Source organism: Lapillicoccus sp. (genome assembly GCF_039935575.1).
In the GTDB taxonomy this organism is placed as follows: Bacteria; Actinomycetota; Actinomycetes; order Actinomycetales; family Dermatophilaceae; genus Lapillicoccus.
Genome location: NZ_JBDTKA010000035.1, coordinates 1 through 15,864, shown reverse-complemented (window position 1 = coordinate 15,864; position 15,864 = coordinate 1). Strand labels below are relative to the sequence as shown.

General features: G+C 70.2%; 20 protein-coding genes. 11 read left to right on the top strand and 9 right to left on the bottom strand.

What is annotated here, in order from left to right; translation table 11 throughout:
• On the top strand, nt 1–1,195 hold a 1,195-nt coding region (locus ABI385_RS04560; protein WP_348102557.1), incomplete at its 5' end, for a pitrilysin family protein.
• The gene (locus ABI385_RS04555; RefSeq protein WP_348102556.1) at nt 1,192–2,559 is read left to right on the top strand and encodes a pitrilysin family protein; all 1,368 of its coding nucleotides are present in this window, start codon (nt 1,192–1,194) and stop codon (nt 2,557–2,559) included. The genes ABI385_RS04560 and ABI385_RS04555, both read left to right, overlap by 4 nt.
• A gap of 19 nt (nt 2,560–2,578) precedes the next feature.
• Here ABI385_RS04555 and hisN read toward each other — a convergent pair whose 3' ends face one another.
• From hisN to ABI385_RS04525, 6 genes are all read right to left on the bottom strand, one after another.
• Nucleotides 2,579–3,364, bottom strand: a complete 786-nt coding sequence (hisN, locus tag ABI385_RS04550) for a histidinol-phosphatase (RefSeq protein WP_348102555.1) — start codon at nt 3,362–3,364, stop codon at nt 2,579–2,581.
• A 102-nt stretch (nt 3,365–3,466) separates the two neighbouring features.
• Nucleotides 3,467–4,327 carry a phosphatase PAP2 family protein gene (locus tag ABI385_RS04545; RefSeq protein WP_348102554.1) on the bottom strand — a complete coding sequence of 287 codons (861 nt, stop codon included), beginning with the start codon at nt 4,325–4,327 and terminating at the stop codon, nt 3,467–3,469.
• Nucleotides 4,328–4,339: 12 nt separating this feature from the next.
• Nucleotides 4,340–4,768, bottom strand: coding sequence for a DUF2231 domain-containing protein (locus ABI385_RS04540; protein WP_348102553.1), 429 nt, complete (start codon nt 4,766–4,768; stop codon nt 4,340–4,342).
• Nucleotides 4,769–4,852: 84 nt separating this feature from the next.
• On the bottom strand, nt 4,853–5,911 hold the full coding sequence (gene rsgA, locus ABI385_RS04535) for a ribosome small subunit-dependent GTPase A (RefSeq protein ID WP_348102552.1): 1,059 nt from the start codon (nt 5,909–5,911) through the stop codon (nt 4,853–4,855).
• On the bottom strand, nt 5,912–7,294 hold the full coding sequence (gene aroA / locus ABI385_RS04530) for a 3-phosphoshikimate 1-carboxyvinyltransferase (RefSeq protein ID WP_348102551.1): 1,383 nt from the start codon (nt 7,292–7,294) through the stop codon (nt 5,912–5,914).
• A gap of 11 nt (nt 7,295–7,305) precedes the next feature.
• Nucleotides 7,306–7,836, bottom strand: coding sequence for a DoxX family protein (locus tag ABI385_RS04525; protein ID WP_348102550.1), 531 nt, complete (start codon nt 7,834–7,836; stop codon nt 7,306–7,308).
• A 91-nt stretch (nt 7,837–7,927) separates the two neighbouring features.
• Between ABI385_RS04525 and ABI385_RS04520 the strand changes: the two genes are divergently transcribed.
• The 4 genes from ABI385_RS04520 (at nt 7,928) to rsrA (ending at nt 10,591) form a co-directional block, all read left to right on the top strand.
• Complete coding sequence (locus tag ABI385_RS04520; protein WP_348102549.1) at nt 7,928–8,761, top strand: SOS response-associated peptidase; 834 nt, start codon at nt 7,928–7,930, stop codon at nt 8,759–8,761.
• A complete protein-coding gene (locus ABI385_RS04515; protein ID WP_348102548.1) occupies nt 8,758–9,423 on the top strand; it encodes an alpha/beta family hydrolase in 666 nt (221 codons plus the stop codon). Before ABI385_RS04520 ends, ABI385_RS04515 begins: the two co-directional genes overlap by 4 nt.
• Nucleotides 9,424–9,536: 113 nt before the next feature.
• Nucleotides 9,537–10,280, top strand: a complete 744-nt coding sequence (locus tag ABI385_RS04510; RefSeq protein WP_348102547.1) for a sigma-70 family RNA polymerase sigma factor — start codon at nt 9,537–9,539, stop codon at nt 10,278–10,280.
• Nucleotides 10,277–10,591 (top strand): mycothiol system anti-sigma-R factor, encoded by a 315-nt coding sequence (rsrA, locus tag ABI385_RS04505; RefSeq protein WP_348102546.1) that lies wholly within the window; start codon nt 10,277–10,279, stop codon nt 10,589–10,591. The genes ABI385_RS04510 and rsrA overlap by 4 nt, the downstream gene beginning before the upstream one ends.
• A gap of 35 nt (nt 10,592–10,626) precedes the next feature.
• Here rsrA and ABI385_RS18440 read toward each other — a convergent pair whose 3' ends face one another.
• Complete coding sequence (locus ABI385_RS18440; protein WP_407068223.1) at nt 10,627–10,701, bottom strand: 50S ribosomal protein bL37; 75 nt, start codon at nt 10,699–10,701, stop codon at nt 10,627–10,629.
• 282 nt (nt 10,702–10,983) lie between these two features.
• On the opposite strand from ABI385_RS18440, the gene ABI385_RS04500 reads away from it, so the two are divergent.
• The 4 genes from ABI385_RS04500 (at nt 10,984) to ABI385_RS04485 (ending at nt 14,687) form a co-directional block, all read left to right on the top strand.
• Nucleotides 10,984–11,139: a hypothetical protein gene (locus ABI385_RS04500; RefSeq protein ID WP_348102545.1), complete on the top strand. Its 156-nt coding sequence runs from the start codon at nt 10,984–10,986 to the stop codon at nt 11,137–11,139.
• Nucleotides 11,140–11,219: 80 nt separating this feature from the next.
• Complete coding sequence (locus ABI385_RS04495) at nt 11,220–12,752, top strand: HD-GYP domain-containing protein (protein ID WP_348102544.1); 1,533 nt, start codon at nt 11,220–11,222, stop codon at nt 12,750–12,752.
• Nucleotides 12,749–14,074, top strand: a complete 1,326-nt coding sequence (locus tag ABI385_RS04490; protein ID WP_348102543.1) for an HD domain-containing phosphohydrolase — start codon at nt 12,749–12,751, stop codon at nt 14,072–14,074. Before ABI385_RS04495 ends, ABI385_RS04490 begins: the two co-directional genes overlap by 4 nt.
• A gap of 187 nt (nt 14,075–14,261) precedes the next feature.
• Entirely contained in the window at nt 14,262–14,687 is a 426-nt protein-coding gene (locus tag ABI385_RS04485; protein WP_348102542.1) for a DivIVA domain-containing protein, read from the top strand.
• A gap of 70 nt (nt 14,688–14,757) precedes the next feature.
• Here the strand turns inward: ABI385_RS04485 and sodN are convergent, their stop codons facing one another.
• Nucleotides 14,758–15,162 carry a superoxide dismutase, Ni gene (gene sodN / locus ABI385_RS04480; RefSeq protein ID WP_348102541.1) on the bottom strand — a complete coding sequence of 135 codons (405 nt, stop codon included), beginning with the start codon at nt 15,160–15,162 and terminating at the stop codon, nt 14,758–14,760.
• Between the two features lie 95 nt (nt 15,163–15,257).
• Nucleotides 15,258–15,581, bottom strand: coding sequence for a S24 family peptidase (locus ABI385_RS04475; protein WP_348102540.1), 324 nt, complete (start codon nt 15,579–15,581; stop codon nt 15,258–15,260).
• Nucleotides 15,582–15,668: 87 nt separating this feature from the next.
• On the opposite strand from ABI385_RS04475, the gene ABI385_RS04470 reads away from it, so the two are divergent.
• Nucleotides 15,669–15,864 (top strand): NAD-dependent epimerase/dehydratase family protein (locus ABI385_RS04470; RefSeq protein WP_348102539.1); only part of this gene is annotated, 196 nt, incomplete at its 3' end.

The following is a 15,864-nucleotide window of genomic DNA, read 5'->3' as shown; positions in this document are numbered from 1 at the left end:
CGTCAATATCTGGGTGGGGGTGGGGTCGCGACACGAGACAGTGGGGCGCACCGGGTTTGCGCACCTCTTCGAGCACCTGATGTTCCAGGGCTCGCGAGGCGTTGCGAGCGGTGAGCACTTCGAGGCCCTGATGGCTCAGGGCGGGCGGCTGAACGCGACGACGTGGTTCGACCGCACCAACTACTTCGAGACGGTGCCCAAGGGCGCCCTCGAGCTCGCGCTCTGGCTGGAGGCCGACCGGCACGGCCACCTGCTGGACGCCCTGAACCAGGAGAACCTCGACAACCAGCGCGACGTGGTCAAGGAGGAGAAGAGGCAGCGTTACGACAACGTCCCCTACGGCAACGCCCTGGTCGACGTCTACGCGACGATCTTCCCCGAGGGTCACCCCTACCACCACCCGACCATCGGGTCGATGGAGGACCTCGACGCCGCGAGCCTGGAGGACGTGCACGCCTTCTTCCGGCACTACTACGGGCCCAACAACACGGTCCTGACCATCGTCGGCGACGTCGTCCCCGACGAGGCGTTCGCCGCCGCCGAGCGCCACTTCGGTGGGCTGCCCGCCTCCGCCGAGCCGCCGGACGGCACCCTGCACTCCCTGGATTCGCTCACCGAGCCGGTCCGTCTCGAGCGCCTCGAGGAGGTCCCCAACGACCGGCTCCACCTGGCTTGGCGGCTGCCGGTCGACGGCACGCCGGACTACCTCGCCTGCTCGCTGGCGTTCGACGTGCTCGGCGGTCTGAGCACCTCACGGCTGGTCCAGCGTCTGGTCCGCGACGAGCAGTCCGCGACTGCTGTGCACGCGCACACTATGGGTCTCGTCGACGGGGTCTCGTTGGGGCTGCTGATCATCGACGTAGCCGCCGGTGTCGACCCGCAGCAGGTCGAAGGCGCCGTCGTCGCGGAGCTCGAGCGGTTGGTCGCCGACGGACCGACCGAGGTCGAGCTGGAGTCGTCGTTGGCCGAGACCGAACGTTCCTGGCTCAGCGCCCTCGCGAGCCAGGACGAGCGGGCCGACCTGATCTGCCACTACACGCTGCTGGCCGACGACCCAGACTACGTCAACACCCTGCTCGACCGGGTCGGCGCCGTCGGCGCGGAACAGATCCGCGACGCCGCTGCCCGCTTCTTGCAACCCGCCTCGCGGGCCGTGGTCTCCTACCTCGTCAAGGACCAGGAGGTCGCGGCATGACCACCCCCACACTCGATGCGCCGCGCCCCGCGGTCGTCCCCGCCGAGCCTTACGTCTTCCCGCCGGCCGAGCGCCGGACCCTCGCCAACGGCCTCGAGGTGGTCGTCTACGACGTTCCGGGACAGTACGTCCACTCCGTACGCCTGTCCGTGCCGCTCACCCTCTCCGCGGAGCCGCGGGACCGCGAAGGCGTGGCCACGATCATGGCGCGGACCCTCGACGAGGGCACCGCGGCGCATACCTCTGCGGAGTTCGCACTGCTGCTCGAGCGGCGGGGCGTAGCGCTCGGCGCGGGCGCCACGGACGCGGGTCTCAGCGTCGATGTCGACGTCGCGAAGCGGCATCTCGCCTACGCCCTCGACCTGCTGCGTCAAGCGGTGACCGAGCCGGCGTTCCCCGCCTCGGAGGTCGGGCGGCACGTCAAGCAACGGCTGGCCGAGATCGAGCAGGAGCGGTCGGTCGCCGCCCAGCGTGGGGCGATCGAGCTCATCGCGCGATACTTCGACCCCGCCGAGCGGGCCAGCCGGCCGACTGCTGGGGCCAAGGAGACCATCGCCTCGATCACCCGTGACGACGTCGTGGCTTTCCACTCACAGCACGTCGCACCGGTCGGGGCGACCGTCGTCGTGGCGGGCGACCTCGACGGCGTGGATGCGTTCGCCGAGATCGAGTCGGCGCTGGGCGGCTGGGCCGCGCCCTCCGGGTGGGAGCCGCCGGCAGCACGGGTGGCGGCTCGGCTGGCGCAGGACCGTGTCCAGGTCTTCCTCGTCGACCGGCCGGGCTCGGTGCAGACCGAGTTTGCCGTCGCGTGTCCGGGACCGGACCGCCGGGTCCAGGACGGGTGGGCGCCGTTCCCCGTGCTGGGGTTCGTCCTGGGTGGCTCGCCGAACGCGCGCATCGACGCGGTGCTGCGCGAGGAGAAGGGCTTCACCTACGGGATCCGTTCGGTCTTCCGGCCCCGCCGGCGCGGGGGGATGTTCCTCACCAGCGGCAGCGTGCGTGGCGATGCGACCGTCGAAGGGCTGGACCTGCTGCTCGGAATCCTCGACGGCGCTCGCGACGGCTTTCGCACCGAGGAGGCCAAGCAGGGGGTCGACTACATCGCGATGACGGCCGCCTCCCGCTATGCGACGGCAGACTCCATCGCCGACGAGGCTGCGTCGATGGCGCTCGAGGGCCTGACGACGGAGTTCACCACCGCGACCCTGCGCGACCTCGCCACGGTCGACCCGCAGCGTCTCGACGCGGCATACCGGGAGTTCGTGGACGGCCGCTGGACCGTCGTGGTGGTCGGTGACGCGGCGACCCACGCCGACGGCATCCGGGCCCTCGGCCGCGGTGACGTTACGGTCGTCACCGGCTGAGGTCGGCCTGAGCCAGCGGTCAGGCGGTGCCGATCCGGGCCAGCACCTCGTCGTGCAGTAGTCCGTTGGTAGCGACCGCATTCCCACCCCAGCAGCCGTCCCGGCCGTCGAGTGAGGTGAACCGGCCCCCGGCCTCGGTGACGATCGGTACCAGTGCGGCCATGTCGTAGATCTGCAGCTCGGGCTCGGCCGCGATGTCGACGGCGCCCTCGGCGACCAGCATGTAGGACCAGAAGTCCCCGTATGCGCGTGCGCGCCAGCAGACCTCGGTCAGGTCGAGGAACTCCTGATGGCGCTCGACCTTGCGCCACGAGGCGATCGAGGCATACGACAAGGAGGCGTCCTGCAGGCTGCTCACCCGAGAGACTCCGATCCGTTTCGCCGAGGTCAACGAGCGGCCCGACCAGGCGCCGGACCCCTGCGCCGCCCACCAGCGCCGGCCGAGAGCGGGAGCCGAGACCAGCCCGATGACGGGGTGCCCGTCGTCGACGAGCGCGATCAGCGTCGCCCAGACGGGTACGCCGCGCACGAAGTTCTTGGTCCCGTCGATCGGGTCGATGACCCAGCGCCGGGGACCATGGCCGGTCGTGTCGAACTCTTCACCCTCGACGGCGTCACGGGGGCGGGTTCGCTTGAGCTGGGCGCGGATGTGCTCCTCGGCGGCCCGGTCGGCGTCGGTGACCGGGGTGAGGTCCGGTTTCGACTCGACGACGAGGTCCTCGGTCCGGAACCGCGTCATGGTCACCCGTTCGACGGCGTCAGCGAGGACGTGGGCGAGCCTGAGGTCGTCGTCGTAGCGGGTCACCGGGTCACGCTATCCGTCCGGCGACGCGGGATGTCGTTGCCTCGAAGCCCTTCGTCGGACCGGACTCACGTTCTTGCAGACGGAACTCCGGTGTTGCCGCGTTTACGACCCGGTCGTGTCCAGATTTTCCGGCAAGGTGTGAGTCCGGTCGGAGATGGGGGAGTCGTCGGCGCGGATGGTTGACTCCTCGGCGTGGCGGCGGCGCTGCACCAGCAACACCAGGCGATGCGCCAAGATCAGGACCAGTGCCCACGCGGCCCCGGCCAGCCACCCGGCGACGACGTCGGTGAACCAGTGGTGGCCGAGGTAGACCCGGCTCAGGCCGATGGCGCAGGCATACAGCCCCAGGCCGACGAACGAGACTGTGCGCGCCCGGCGACTCGAGACGTGGAGCTGGATCAGATAGGCCAGCACCAGGACGATCACAGTGGAGTTCAGGGCGTGACCGCTGGGGAATGACGGGCTGTTCTCGTAGGGAGGCACCGCCAGTGCGTGCGGCGGGCGCACCCTGGCAGCGAGGTCCTTGCCGGTATGCGTCATGGCCAGCGACCCGCCCGTGGCGGCCACCATGAGGACGATCGGTGTCCAGCTGCGCCAGGCCCGGGCGAGCAGCAAGGTCACGAGGGTCGCGAGGATCGGCAGGATGACCGGACCGCCGATGTTGGTGAACGCGGTCACGACGGAGTCGAGCACCGGGGTGCGGTGGGCGACGCTCCAGTCCAGCAGTGGCTGGTCGACGAGCGAGAGATCGTCCCGCTCCTTGACCGCTTCGTAGGTCTCGGCCAACACGGCGACCAGCGCGACCAGGACCGCGAGTCCGATGCCTGCCGCGACCAGGCCGATCCCACCCGCGGCAGGCGTGGGCGCGGCCCGGCCATTCTCGACGGCGACCGGAGGAGCCGGTGAACCGGTCTTCGTCGACGGTGGTGGACCGGTTCGGTCGGCACGCTGAGAGGAAGGCATCCGCCGATCAGCTCATCTGCCCCAGAGCGCGCGCGCCCCGGAGTCCCCGGTGCGCACGGTCCAGAAAACTGCAGCGACGGCAGCCACGATCGAGACGACGACGGCGATCGGGCCGAGCGCCTTGTTGCGGTTGGTGTAGGCGACGGCTGACGAGCTGACCGTGAGGAACAGTGCGAACCAGGGCAGCACCGCGCCCAGCTCCCCGTGCTCCTTGGCGATCTGGCCGCCCAGTGACTTCTGCAGCGCCTCGCCGCTCTCCTTGGCGACCAGGGTGGTGAGGAAGACGACGAGGTTCGCACCCGTGACCCACCAGGCATACCTCTCCCGCAGGCCCTTGCGCACCGCTACGACGATCGTGATGACCGCCATGAGGGGCAGCAGCACCACGACCGCATGGATCACGAGCACATGGACGGGAAGACCGAAGATCGTGTCGAACATGGGGCTTGCGTCTCCTTGGGTGGGTTGCCGGCTCACCTGAGTGGACGACAGCGTATGGCCCGCGGTTCAGTCGTCCCTGTCACGTCACGTCACGTCACTCGTCACGTCGGTCGTCCCGTTGCGGGCGCGCAGCAGCCGGCGCAGGGAGTCGAGGCGCGACGGCCCCGACGGACCGGCTGCGCCGGCCGCGACGTAGGCGTCGAGCGCGCACTCCGGCTCGTCGTGCGTGCAGCCGCGAGGACATTGCTCGGTGCCGGGTTCGAGGTCGGGGAAGAACGTGATGATCCGCGCCGGCTCGACGTGAGCGAGTCCGAACGTGCGCACCCCTGGCGTGTCGATCACCCAGCCGTCACCGTCCGGCAGGCGTAGGGCGACCGCCGAGGAGGAGGTATGCCTGCCCCGTCCGGTCACGTCGTTGACGACGCCGACGGCGCGGTCCGCGTCGGGAACAAGCCGGTTGACCAAGGTCGACTTCCCGACACCCGAGTGACCGACGAGGACCGACACCCGCCCGCGCAGATGTTCGCGCAGGTCCTTGACGCCGTCGACGTCGAGGACGCCCTCGGGATCGCGCCGGGTCACCACGTGCGGAACCTGAAGCGGAGCGTAGGAGTGCAGGAACGCGTCCGGCGCGACGAGGTCGGCCTTGGTGAGGACGAGCAACGGGTCGAGCCCGGCGTCGTAGGCCGCCACGAGGCACCGGTCGACCATCCGCGGACGGGGCTCGGGGTTGGCGAGCGCGGTGACGATGACGAGCTGGTCGGCGTTCGCGACGATCACGCGCTCCTGATTGTCCACGTCGTCGGCGCTGCGCCGCAGGACCGATCGCCTCGGCTCGACCCGCACGATCCGGGCCAGCGCGTCGAGGCCGCCACCGGTGTCGCCGACGAGGGCGACGTCGTCGCCGACGACGACGCTCTTGCGGCCGAGCTCACGGGCTCGCATCGCGGTCACGAGCCGTTCGGGAGTCTTACGGCCGCCGACGCCGGCGGCGACCAGGACGGCATACCGGCCGCGGTCCACCCCGGTGACGAGCCCGGGGACGGCGTCCTCGTGGGCGGGACGTTCCTTCGTGCGGCGACGCGAACCACGCGGGTTGGGCCGGACGCGGACGTCGGACTCGTCGAGCTCGTACCAGCTCATCTATCGACCCGAGCGCCCCGCCGGACCAGCCGAGCCGGCGCCGAGCATCGCCGACCAGAGGCCGACGAAGTCGGGCAGCGTCTTGGCCGTCGTCCCGATGTCCTCGACGACGACGTCGGGTATGGCGAGCCCGACGACCGCGCCGGCTGTCGCCATCCGATGGTCCTGATAGCTGCGAAAACGCCCACCGTGCAACGGCTTCGGAGTGATCCGAAAACCGTCGTCGGTCTCGGTGACCGCGCCACCGAGGCGGTTGACCTCAGTGGCCAGCGCCGAGATCCGGTCCGTCTCGTGGCCACGGATGTGAGCCACGCCGCGGATCCAGGAAGGCGTGTGCGCGAGAGCGGCTAGGGCCACGACGACCGGAGTCAGCTCGCTGGCGTCGTGCAGATCGACGTCGATGCCCCCGACCTCGCCCGTGCCCACGACGGTCAGTCCGCTGCGGTCCAGGCTGACGTCGGCGCCCATCGTGTCGAGGATGTCGCGCAGGGCGTCACCCGCCTGCGTCGTGTGCTGTGGCCAGTCGGGCACCCGCACGCGACCGCCGGTGATGAGCGCGGCCGCGAGGAACGGGCCGGCGTTGGACAGGTCGGGCTCGATGAGGACGTCCAGAGGGCTGATCTCGCTGGGTTCGACCCGCCAGGTGTTGGGCTCGCTGTCGTCGACCACCACACCGGCATCGCGCAGGGCCTCCACCGTCATGTCGATGTGCGGCTCGCTCGGCACCGGCTTGCCGTCGTGGTGGACCACGACCCCCTCGTCGTATCGCGCCCCTGCGAGCAGCAGCGCCGAGATGAACTGCGACGACGACGACGCGTCGAGCGTGACCGTCCCGCCCGGGACCCGCCCCTGCCCGTCGACGGAGAAGGGGAGCGTGCCCCGGCCCCCGTCGTCGAGGCGTACCCCGAGCGCGGTGAGGGCGTCGAGCACCGGTCTCATCGGGCGGGTGCGGGCCTGCGGGTCGCCGTCGAAGTCGACCCGGCCGTCGGCGAGGGCGGCGACCGGGGGCAGGAACCGCATGACGGTGCCGGCCAGCCCGACGTCGACCCGGGCCGGTCCCTGCAACGGGGCTGGGCGGACGACCCAGTCGAGGACGGACGCTGCCTCTGACGCCGACCGCCGTGCTGGCGCTGTGGCACCTCCGCCGCCCTCGGCGGGCACGTCCTCGATCACCACCCCGAGGGCACGTAGCCCGTCGGCCATCAACAACGTGTCGCGCGAGCGCAACGGCCGTCGCAGCCGCGACCAGTCCGATCCCAACGCCGCGAGGACGAGGAACCGGTTGGTGAGCGACTTGCTCCCCGGGAGGGCGACAACGGCCTGCACGGGGCCGGGCGCAGTGGGTGCGAGCCAGCCGCCCTCGGAATGCGGGGGAGGGGTCACCGGTCTGCCGCTCAGCTGAGGGCGTCCTGAACCTTGATCTGGGCTCCCTGCCGGGCGATCCGTGCCTCGCGAGCGGTGCTGTGCAGGGCGTGCTTCGCCTCGCGCTGCGTCACCCGGCCGGCGTTCTGCGCGCGCCAGGCAAGCCCGGGCTTGCCCGCCGTGTCGGACGCGGTGATGAGCAGGCCGCCGAGCATGCTGACGTTCTTGAGGAAGTGGATGCGCTGGGCCTTCTTTGTGACCGGGTCCTTCTCGTCCCAGAAAGCATGACCCGCAAGCGTTGTCGGGACCAACGACCCCGCGAGCAACGCCGCCCCGAGCCGGGGGAGCCGACCGCTGGCGACGAGCGCACCGCCGACGATCTGGGTGACCGCGTTGGCGCGGACGAGCATCTCCTTATCGTCCGGCAGGCCCAGCATGGGCACGACCTTGTCGAGCAGTGGGCTCGACCGTTCGGCAAGCTTGCCTGGGTGTCGCAGCGCCTCCAGACCCTGGACGACGAACAGAGCGGCGATCATCGGGCGTGCGATGCGACGGACGAGCATGGGCGACGTGCCTCCGGTGGCGTGCGTGATGCTTCGGTGGGTTCGGGTATGCAGGTCCACCGTAGTTGCTCCCCGCCTACAGTGAGGTCCCATGTGTGGGAGGTATGCCGCGACCAAGAACCAGGCCGACCTCGTCGAGGAGTTCGAGGTCGAGCTCGACGCCAGTGGCGAGCCCACGAGGGCTGTGATGGCCCATGCGCAGAACCCGCCTCCGGGCGAACCGGACTGGAACATGGCGCCCAGCAAGAAGGCGCCGGTGGTGCTCACCAGGTCGCCGCGCGGCAGCGACGAACCACCCGTCCGCCAGCTGCGCGAGGTCAGCTGGGGCCTGGTGCCGAGCTGGGCCAAGGACACCAAGGTCGGGTTCCGGATGATCAACGCCCGTGCCGAGTCGGTCCTTCAGAAGCCGGGGTTCAAGCGGGCCGCCACCTCACGCCGCTGCCTGGTCCCGGCCGACGGCTGGTACGAGTGGCAGGTCTCGCCGACCGCGAAAGACGCCAAGGGCAAGCCGCGCAAACAGCCCTTCTACACGCACCGCGCCGACGGCGACGTCGTCGCGTTCGCCGGCCTCTACGAGTTCTGGCGCGACCAGGCGATCGAGGACGCCGACGACCCGAACGCCTGGCTGACGACGTTCACGATCATCACGACCCAGGCCGAGCCCGGTCTCGACCGCATCCACGACCGCCAGCCGCTGGTCCTCGAACGCGCCGACTGGGCCACCTGGCTCGACCCGGCGGTGACCGACCCGGAGAGCGTCTCGCGGCTGCTGGGGTTCGACCAGCCCGGGCGGTTCGAGGCATACCCGGTGTCCACCGAGGTCAACAACACGCGCAACAACGGGGAGCAGCTACTGCTACCGCTGGGCCCCGAGGAGCTGCACGGCGCGGTCGACCTCGTCACCGGCGAGGTCATCGGGACGTGACGTCGCACGATGCCCACGGCCGCACCGCCGAGCACGTGGTCGAGATCCCTACCGACGCGGGTCCGGCGCGGGTGCACGTGCGTCGTCCTCGCGGTGCCCGAGGGACGGTGGCGCTCGGTCACGGCGCCGGAAGCGGCTTCGGCTCGGTGGACCTCGTGGCGGCGATGACCGCCCTCGATGCGGCAGGCTGGGCCACCGCGCTGGTCGAGCAGCCCTGGTTGGTTGCCGGTCACCGGATGGCCGGTCGCCCGCCGACCCTGGACGCGGCCTGGGTGCCGGTGGTCCAGGCGCTGCGTCTGCAAGGTGGCGCGCTCGCCGGCGTAACCGGACCGCTGGTGCTCGGCGGCCGCAGCGCGGGCGCCCGGGTGGCGTGTCGCACGGCGACCGAGCTGCGGGCCGACGCCGTGCTCTGCCTGTCCTTCCCGCTGCACCTGCCGGGACAGCGCGACAAGCTGCGCTCCCACGAGCTCGCACTCGTCACGGACGCCGGTCTGCCGATCGCAGCCGTGCAGGGCCTCAACGACACCTTCGGCACGGCGGGCGAGGTGTCGGCATACCTCGACCGGGTCTATCCCGTCCCCGGCACGCACTCGATCCCGCGCGGGAGCGGGCCGCTCGTCGCGGCAGCGGTGCTCGACTTCACCTCTGCCCTGCGGGAATGACCACGACTGGACGCGACGTTGTCGAGAGCGTGCTCATGCTCTCCGTCCCCTCCATCGGCGGCCCCATCGCCCCCGGCAGGCCGATCGTGACGCGGCGCCTAGAATTGGGGGCGATGACTGAACAGACCGTGAACCCCACCGCCGACACCGCCGACACCATCGATCCTGCGGACCCGTTCCAGCAGCCGGACGACAACACCGTCGACGTCGCCTCCGAGACGACCGAGCAGCGCCGCGCGCGGTTCGAGCGCGAGGCGATGCCGTTGCTGGACCAGATGTACTCCGCCGCGTTGCGCACCACGCGCAACCCCTCCGACGCCGAGGACCTCGTTCAGGAGACCTACGCGAAGGCCTACGGGGCGTTCCACCAGTACCGGCCGGGCACCAACCTCAAGGCGTGGATGTATCGCATCCTCACCAACACCTACATCAACAGCTACCGCAAGAAGCAGCGGGAGCCGTTGCAGTCGGACGCCGCCGAGGTGCAGGACTACCAGCTGCACCGCGCCGAGTCGCACGCGTCGTCCGGCCTGCGTTCGGCCGAGGACGTGGCGCTGGAGCACCTGCCCGACAGCGACGTCAAGCGCGCCCTGCTCGAGATCCCGGAGGAGTTCCGTCTCGCGGTCTACTTCGCCGACGTCGAGGGCTATGCCTACAAGGAGATCGCCGAGATCATGGGGACCCCGATCGGCACCGTCATGTCGAGGCTGCACCGCGGCCGGCGTCAGCTGCGCGAGCTGCTGCGCGGGTATGCGTCCGAGCGCGGCTTCCCCGGCGCAACGGCTCCCGTCAGCTCGAGCATGGTCACGCCCGCAGGCGCTGGAGCCGGGACCGACCCGGAAGGAGCGGGCTCATGAGCCAGCATGAGTGGAGCCACACGGACCCGGCGTCGGACGCCGCTCACCCCCCGGCCGTCCGCATCACTGAGTGCTCCGAGACGGTGCTGCGCATCTTCGAGTTCCTCGACGGCGAGATGAGCGAGGTGGACTGTGCCCGGATCCAGGCTCACCTCGACGAGTGTGCTCACTGCCTCACCGAGTACCACCTCGACCAGGCGCTCAAGGCCGTGGTCAAGCGGTCCTGCGGCTGCGAGCCGGCCCCCGTTCAGCTGCGAACGACGATCCTGCAGAGCCTGACGGTGGTTCGCGTGGAGTCGATCGAGTACTGACCGGCACCTGACCCAACTGACCGGCAGCAGACCGATCAGGCGTTGGGCTTGCGGCCGTGGTTGGCGGCGTTGTTCTTGCGGGAGCGGCGCTTGCGGGATCGCTTGCTCATGGTCCCTCCTCGGGATCGACGGTTCGACGTCCATGCTCCCACACGGACCGGCGCAGGCCGTCCACCTTCCGCATAGCGGGCTGGTAGCCCGATCGGAAGGATGGCGCGACGCGGGAACCTTCAATTCTTGGCAAAGAAATGTCCCGGGCGCCGTCCAGCGTCGTCCCGGGTGGGCTTCCTGTGTGACCCTTGTTTTGTGCGTTCCAGCCTGTATCAGCGCAGGTCAGCGGGCGCTTCGAGCTCAGGCCGCACTCCGAGCGGCCCGGAAGGAACACTAGTCACATGAAGACCATCGCCAAAGTTCTCGAGGTCATGCTCAGCACCCCCGCCACCCCCACCTGGACCCCCACAGCGGGCCCGGGCAAGAGGTCCGCAACCGGTCCCTCGACCCCTCCCAACCTGGGCCCGGTCGGGATCTGGGGCTGGGGTGGGTCCTGACCCGGACCGGCACCCGGTCACGCGGTCGGCCGCCAGCCCGGCCATGAGCCCGGATGTCGGCGGCGCACTACCTTAGGGACATGACCGAGCGGGCGGCGGCACGGGTCGATCGGCGGTCTTCGGCCGTCGTCGTCGCGATCTGCCTCACCGTCGCCATCGCTCTGGGGGGGTTCTGGCTCAGCTGGGCCGTCGTCGGGCCGCCGTCGGACCCGGTCGCCCTGGCTACCTTGGCCGTCCTCGGCATCCTCAGCGTCTGGTTGCGCGAACCCGACGTCGGGTCACGGATCACGTTCTCGTTCCTCAGCATCGTCCTGGTCAGCTGTGTTGTCCTCGTCGGCCCCGTCGGCGGGGCCGTCGTGGGGGCGCTCTCCGGCCTCGTCGAACCTGGACGGCCGACCAAACGAGTCCGGACCTTCAACATCGCGATGGGCGCGATCATCGGCATCGTCGGAGGCCTCGTCTACCACGTCGTGGGCGGCGAGACCGAGATGGCCGGTCTGGACGGGCCGGGGGCGTTGCTCCTGCACATCGGCATCCCGCTCATGGTGGCCGACGTCGCCCAGATGCTCGTCAACGCCGCCCTGCTCGCCGTTATCGTCCACCTCGACACCGGAGTCCCCCTGCGCCGCTTCTTCGTGCAGATGGTGGGCAACTCCGGAGTCGCCTATATCGGCTACGGCTTCATCGGCTTCCTCTTCGTCATCCTCTGGGGCCCGGCCGAGGTCGGTCCGTTCAGTGCCGTGCTGATCCTGGCCCCGTTGTTCGTGGCCCGCTGGGCGTTCGTGCAGTTCGGCGAGGAACAGCGCGCCCACGAACGCACCCTCAGCGCGCTGGTCACCGCCGTCGAGACCAAGGACCCGTACGCCGCGGGCCACAGCGCCCGGATCGCTCGCCTGGCCGAGTGGATGGCCGAACCGCTGTCGATCGGCGCGCAGGACGTGCAAGCGCTGCGCTTCGCCGCGATGCTGCACGACGTCGGCAAGGTGGGTGTGCCCACCCGGTTGCTGCGTCGGCCGATGTCGGGCGCGTCGGGCGCGTCGGGCGCGTCGGGCGCGGCGGAGACATCCCACACGCCGTGGTCGCTGAGCGCGACCGACCTCGACGCGATGAGGCGACACCCGCGGCAGGGGGTCGAGCTGGTGCGGGGGATCGACTTTCTCCAGGAGTCGCTGGAGGGGATCTTGCACCACCACGAGCGGTGGGACGGCCAGGGGTATCCCGACGGTCTGGCCGGACCGCAGATCCCCTTGTTCTCACGGGTCATCGCCGTCGCGGACGCCTTCGACGCTTTCACGACGGACCGCCCCGACCGGCCGGCCCTGCCGGTGGCGGGCGCCCTGGCCGAGCTGCGCGCCCGCGCGGGGCGGCAGTTCGACCCGGCGGTGGTGGAGGCGATGTGCGAGGCGGTCGGGCGCCATGACTGGTCCGTCGCGCAGATCCCGGAGGGGCAGTACGACGCGATGCGCGGCTACCTCGACCACGACCATCCGCCCACCTGGGAGTGGGTCTCGCAGGCCGACGGGGTGGCTGACGGTATGGGTCACGGGCCGCCGCCGCCCGTCGTCCCCACCGACCTGCGCGCGGCCGAGCCCCACGAGGTCCGGCTGTCGTGAACCGAGTCTCCCTGACGCTCTCTCGCCTCGCCGTCGGACCGCTGCTGACCGTCGCCAGTGTCGTGATCGTCGTGGCGGCGGTTGGCAGCGTAGCCCGCGGTCCGGGGCTGAGTGTGGAGGACAGGTGGATCCTGCTCGCCTTCGCTGTGGTCATCGCCGTGGGCGAGCTCAACCGCATCGTCCTCCCGGGTGCGCGTGAGACCGCGCCGATGTCGCTGGCCGCTGGGTTCGGGTTGGCGATGACCTCGGAGGTGGGCGATCATCAGCTCGCCGTCGGGGCCGGATTGGTCGTGTCGGTGACCGCCGTCGGGATGCTGGCCGGAGGTATACCGGCCCTGATCCGCAGCTCGTCGTTGCGTCAGGAAGACCTGGCCGCCAGGTTCATCGCCGTCGCGGTCGCCGCGCTGCTGTTCCGGCAGGTGCCTGTCTGGGACGGTCGAGCGCTGGTCGACATGCAGACGGACTGGACCCAGGAGCGCTGGGTGGCCGCCGTCTCGATGGTGGTCGTGTCGGGTCTGGCGCTGCTCGTGCAGAGCGTCTGCGTGGCCCTGTCGACCGCGTCGCGCGAACACCGGCCGCTGTGGCGTCTGCTCGTCGACGAGCTGCGGCAGGCGGTCGGGCTCAGCACCGCGCTGGCCACCTCGGGTGCGCTCATCGCGCTCGCCGAACGTCCGATGGGGATCGTGGCGCTGCCGGTCTTCCTTGTGCCGCTGGTCCTGACGCAGTTCGCTGTCCGCCGGTTCGCGGGGATCCGCGTCACCTACGGTCAGACCATCCGGGCCCTGTCGCGGCTGACCGAGATCGGCGGGTACACACCGCCCGACCACCCCGCCCGCGTCGCGACTCTGGGTATCGCGATGGGCCGCGACCTCGGCATGTCCGAGCGCGACACCCTCGACCTCGAGTACGCGCTGCTGCTGCACGACATCGGCCAGGTCGCCTTGCGCGAGCCGATCCCGGGCGGCGCCACCTTGCTTGCGGCCCCGGCCGACCAGGACCGGATCGCGCGGGACGGCGCCCAGATCGTGCGACAGACCGGTGTTCTCGACGCGGTGGCGGTGATCCTGGAGTCGCAGGCCAAGCCCTACCGCCAGGTGCGCGAGCTGGGCTGGGATTTGCCCTTGTCCAGCCGGATCATCAAGGTGGCCAACGCCTATGACGACCTGGTGGGCGAGGCGCGGTGGGGGCGGGGACGTCGGCACGCGGCGGCGATCGAACGAATCCACCTGGGGCTGGGCTACGAGTACGACCCGCGGGTGGTGGAGGCGCTGGTACGCGTGCTGGAGCGCCGCGCGCCGGTGACGGTTCCCGTCGGCGCCTGACCCGACCGGACTCTGATGTTCCCCGGTTCGGTTCCCGTGACTCCGACCGGACTCAGATGTTTCCTGGTCCAGCTCCCGTGACTCCGACCGGACTCACATGTTCCCCGGTTTGGGGACGCCTGACGCCGCGAAAGTCGTGAACATCTGAGTCTGGTCGGGGAGGGGGAGCAGTTTCTAGGATGGCGACATGACCCGTGACGAGCTCGCCGAGCTCATCGACAACACCCGGTTCCAGACGAGCGCGCTCTCTCGCGGTTACGACGAGCAAGGGGTTGACGATGCCCTGGGCGCGGTCGCCAACGCCATCCGCACCGGGGACTCCCGGGAACAACTGACGTCTCTGGTCGGCTCGCTGCGTTTCCAACCAACGACCCTTCGCAGGGGATACGAACAAGAAGCGGTCGACCGGCTGCTGGAACACGTCATCACCGAGGTTGCTGCCCTCGACCTACGCGACGGCGTCGCCGCACCTGTCACCCCCACCGCGTCTGACGCTGGTTCGCGCCCCGCCGTCGACACCCGTCGGCCGACACTGCAGGAGGAGGAACAGCCTTCTGCGGTCGACGAGAACCCGACTCAAGGCCTGTTCGGCCGGTTGTTCCGGCGAGCTTGACCGGTCCGAACACGAAGCGGGCGCCGACCCGTGAGAATCGACGCCCGCTTCGAGCAAGCAGAAGGACGAGTCAGGCGGCCTTCTTGGTCTCCCAGAAGATCTCGGCGATCTCGTCGATCTTGCCCAGCAGCTGGTCCGCGACGGCCGGGTCCCACGAGGCCTTGGTCCCGCCGGCGCCGGCGAGCTTGGTGGCCTCGTTGAACAGCTGGTCGAGGTTGGGGTACTTCTCGAAGTGCGGCGGCTTGAAGTAGTCGGTCCACAGCACCCAGAGGTGGTGCTTGACCAGGTCGGAGCGTTCCTCCTTGATCAGGAGGGCGCGGGCCTTGAAGTCGGGGTCGGCGTTGTCCTTGACCTTGGTCATGCAGGCCTTGACCGACTCGGCCTCCAGGTGAGCCTGGGCCGGGTCGTAGATGCCGCACGGCAGGTCGCAGTGGGCGCTGACCTCGATGGTGGGGGCGACAAAGCGGGAGAACATGCGGTAGTCCCTTCCGTGGTGACTCGCGTAGGGCGGGACATGCATACGGCTTGGGTATGCGTGCTGCCCGCCGGTTCCGAACCTACTCCCGCGCCTTACGCGCCGCGACGGGGGGCCCGTCGAGGCAGGCGGAACAGCACGATGCCGAGCACGTCGACCGGGGCAATCGCGCCGAGGTGCCACGAGTCCACCCCCTCCGCAGGGTTGTCGCGTTCGACCCACCACCCGCCGTCGACCCGCCTCGTCACCCGCTTCACCGCCAGCGGCCGTGGTCCGGTCGGGGAGTCGGGCAGGCGCACGACGGCCATCCGGCCGACCACCGGCGCCGCGCCCCAACGGACGAGCACCCGGTCACCATCGCGCAGACTCGGCTCCATCGACCGGCCTCGAACCACAGCCCACCCATACCGGACTCCCACGGCGACATCATGTCGCGCCCAGCAGCCTCGCAACCGCCGGCGGTTAGGGTGGGCGGCACTCCCACTCGTCGCTAGGACCCCTCTCGTATGCGTCTGCTCATCACGGGCGGTTCGGGCTTCATCGGCTCCAACCTCGCCCGCCTCGCCCTTGCGCGGGGTCACGAGGTCGTCGTCGTCGACGACCTCTCCAACGGGTATGCCGCCAACATCGCCGGTCTCGACCTCACCTTCCACGAGGGTTCGGTCCTCGACCGCGACCTCCTCGCGACGGCACTGGGTGGGG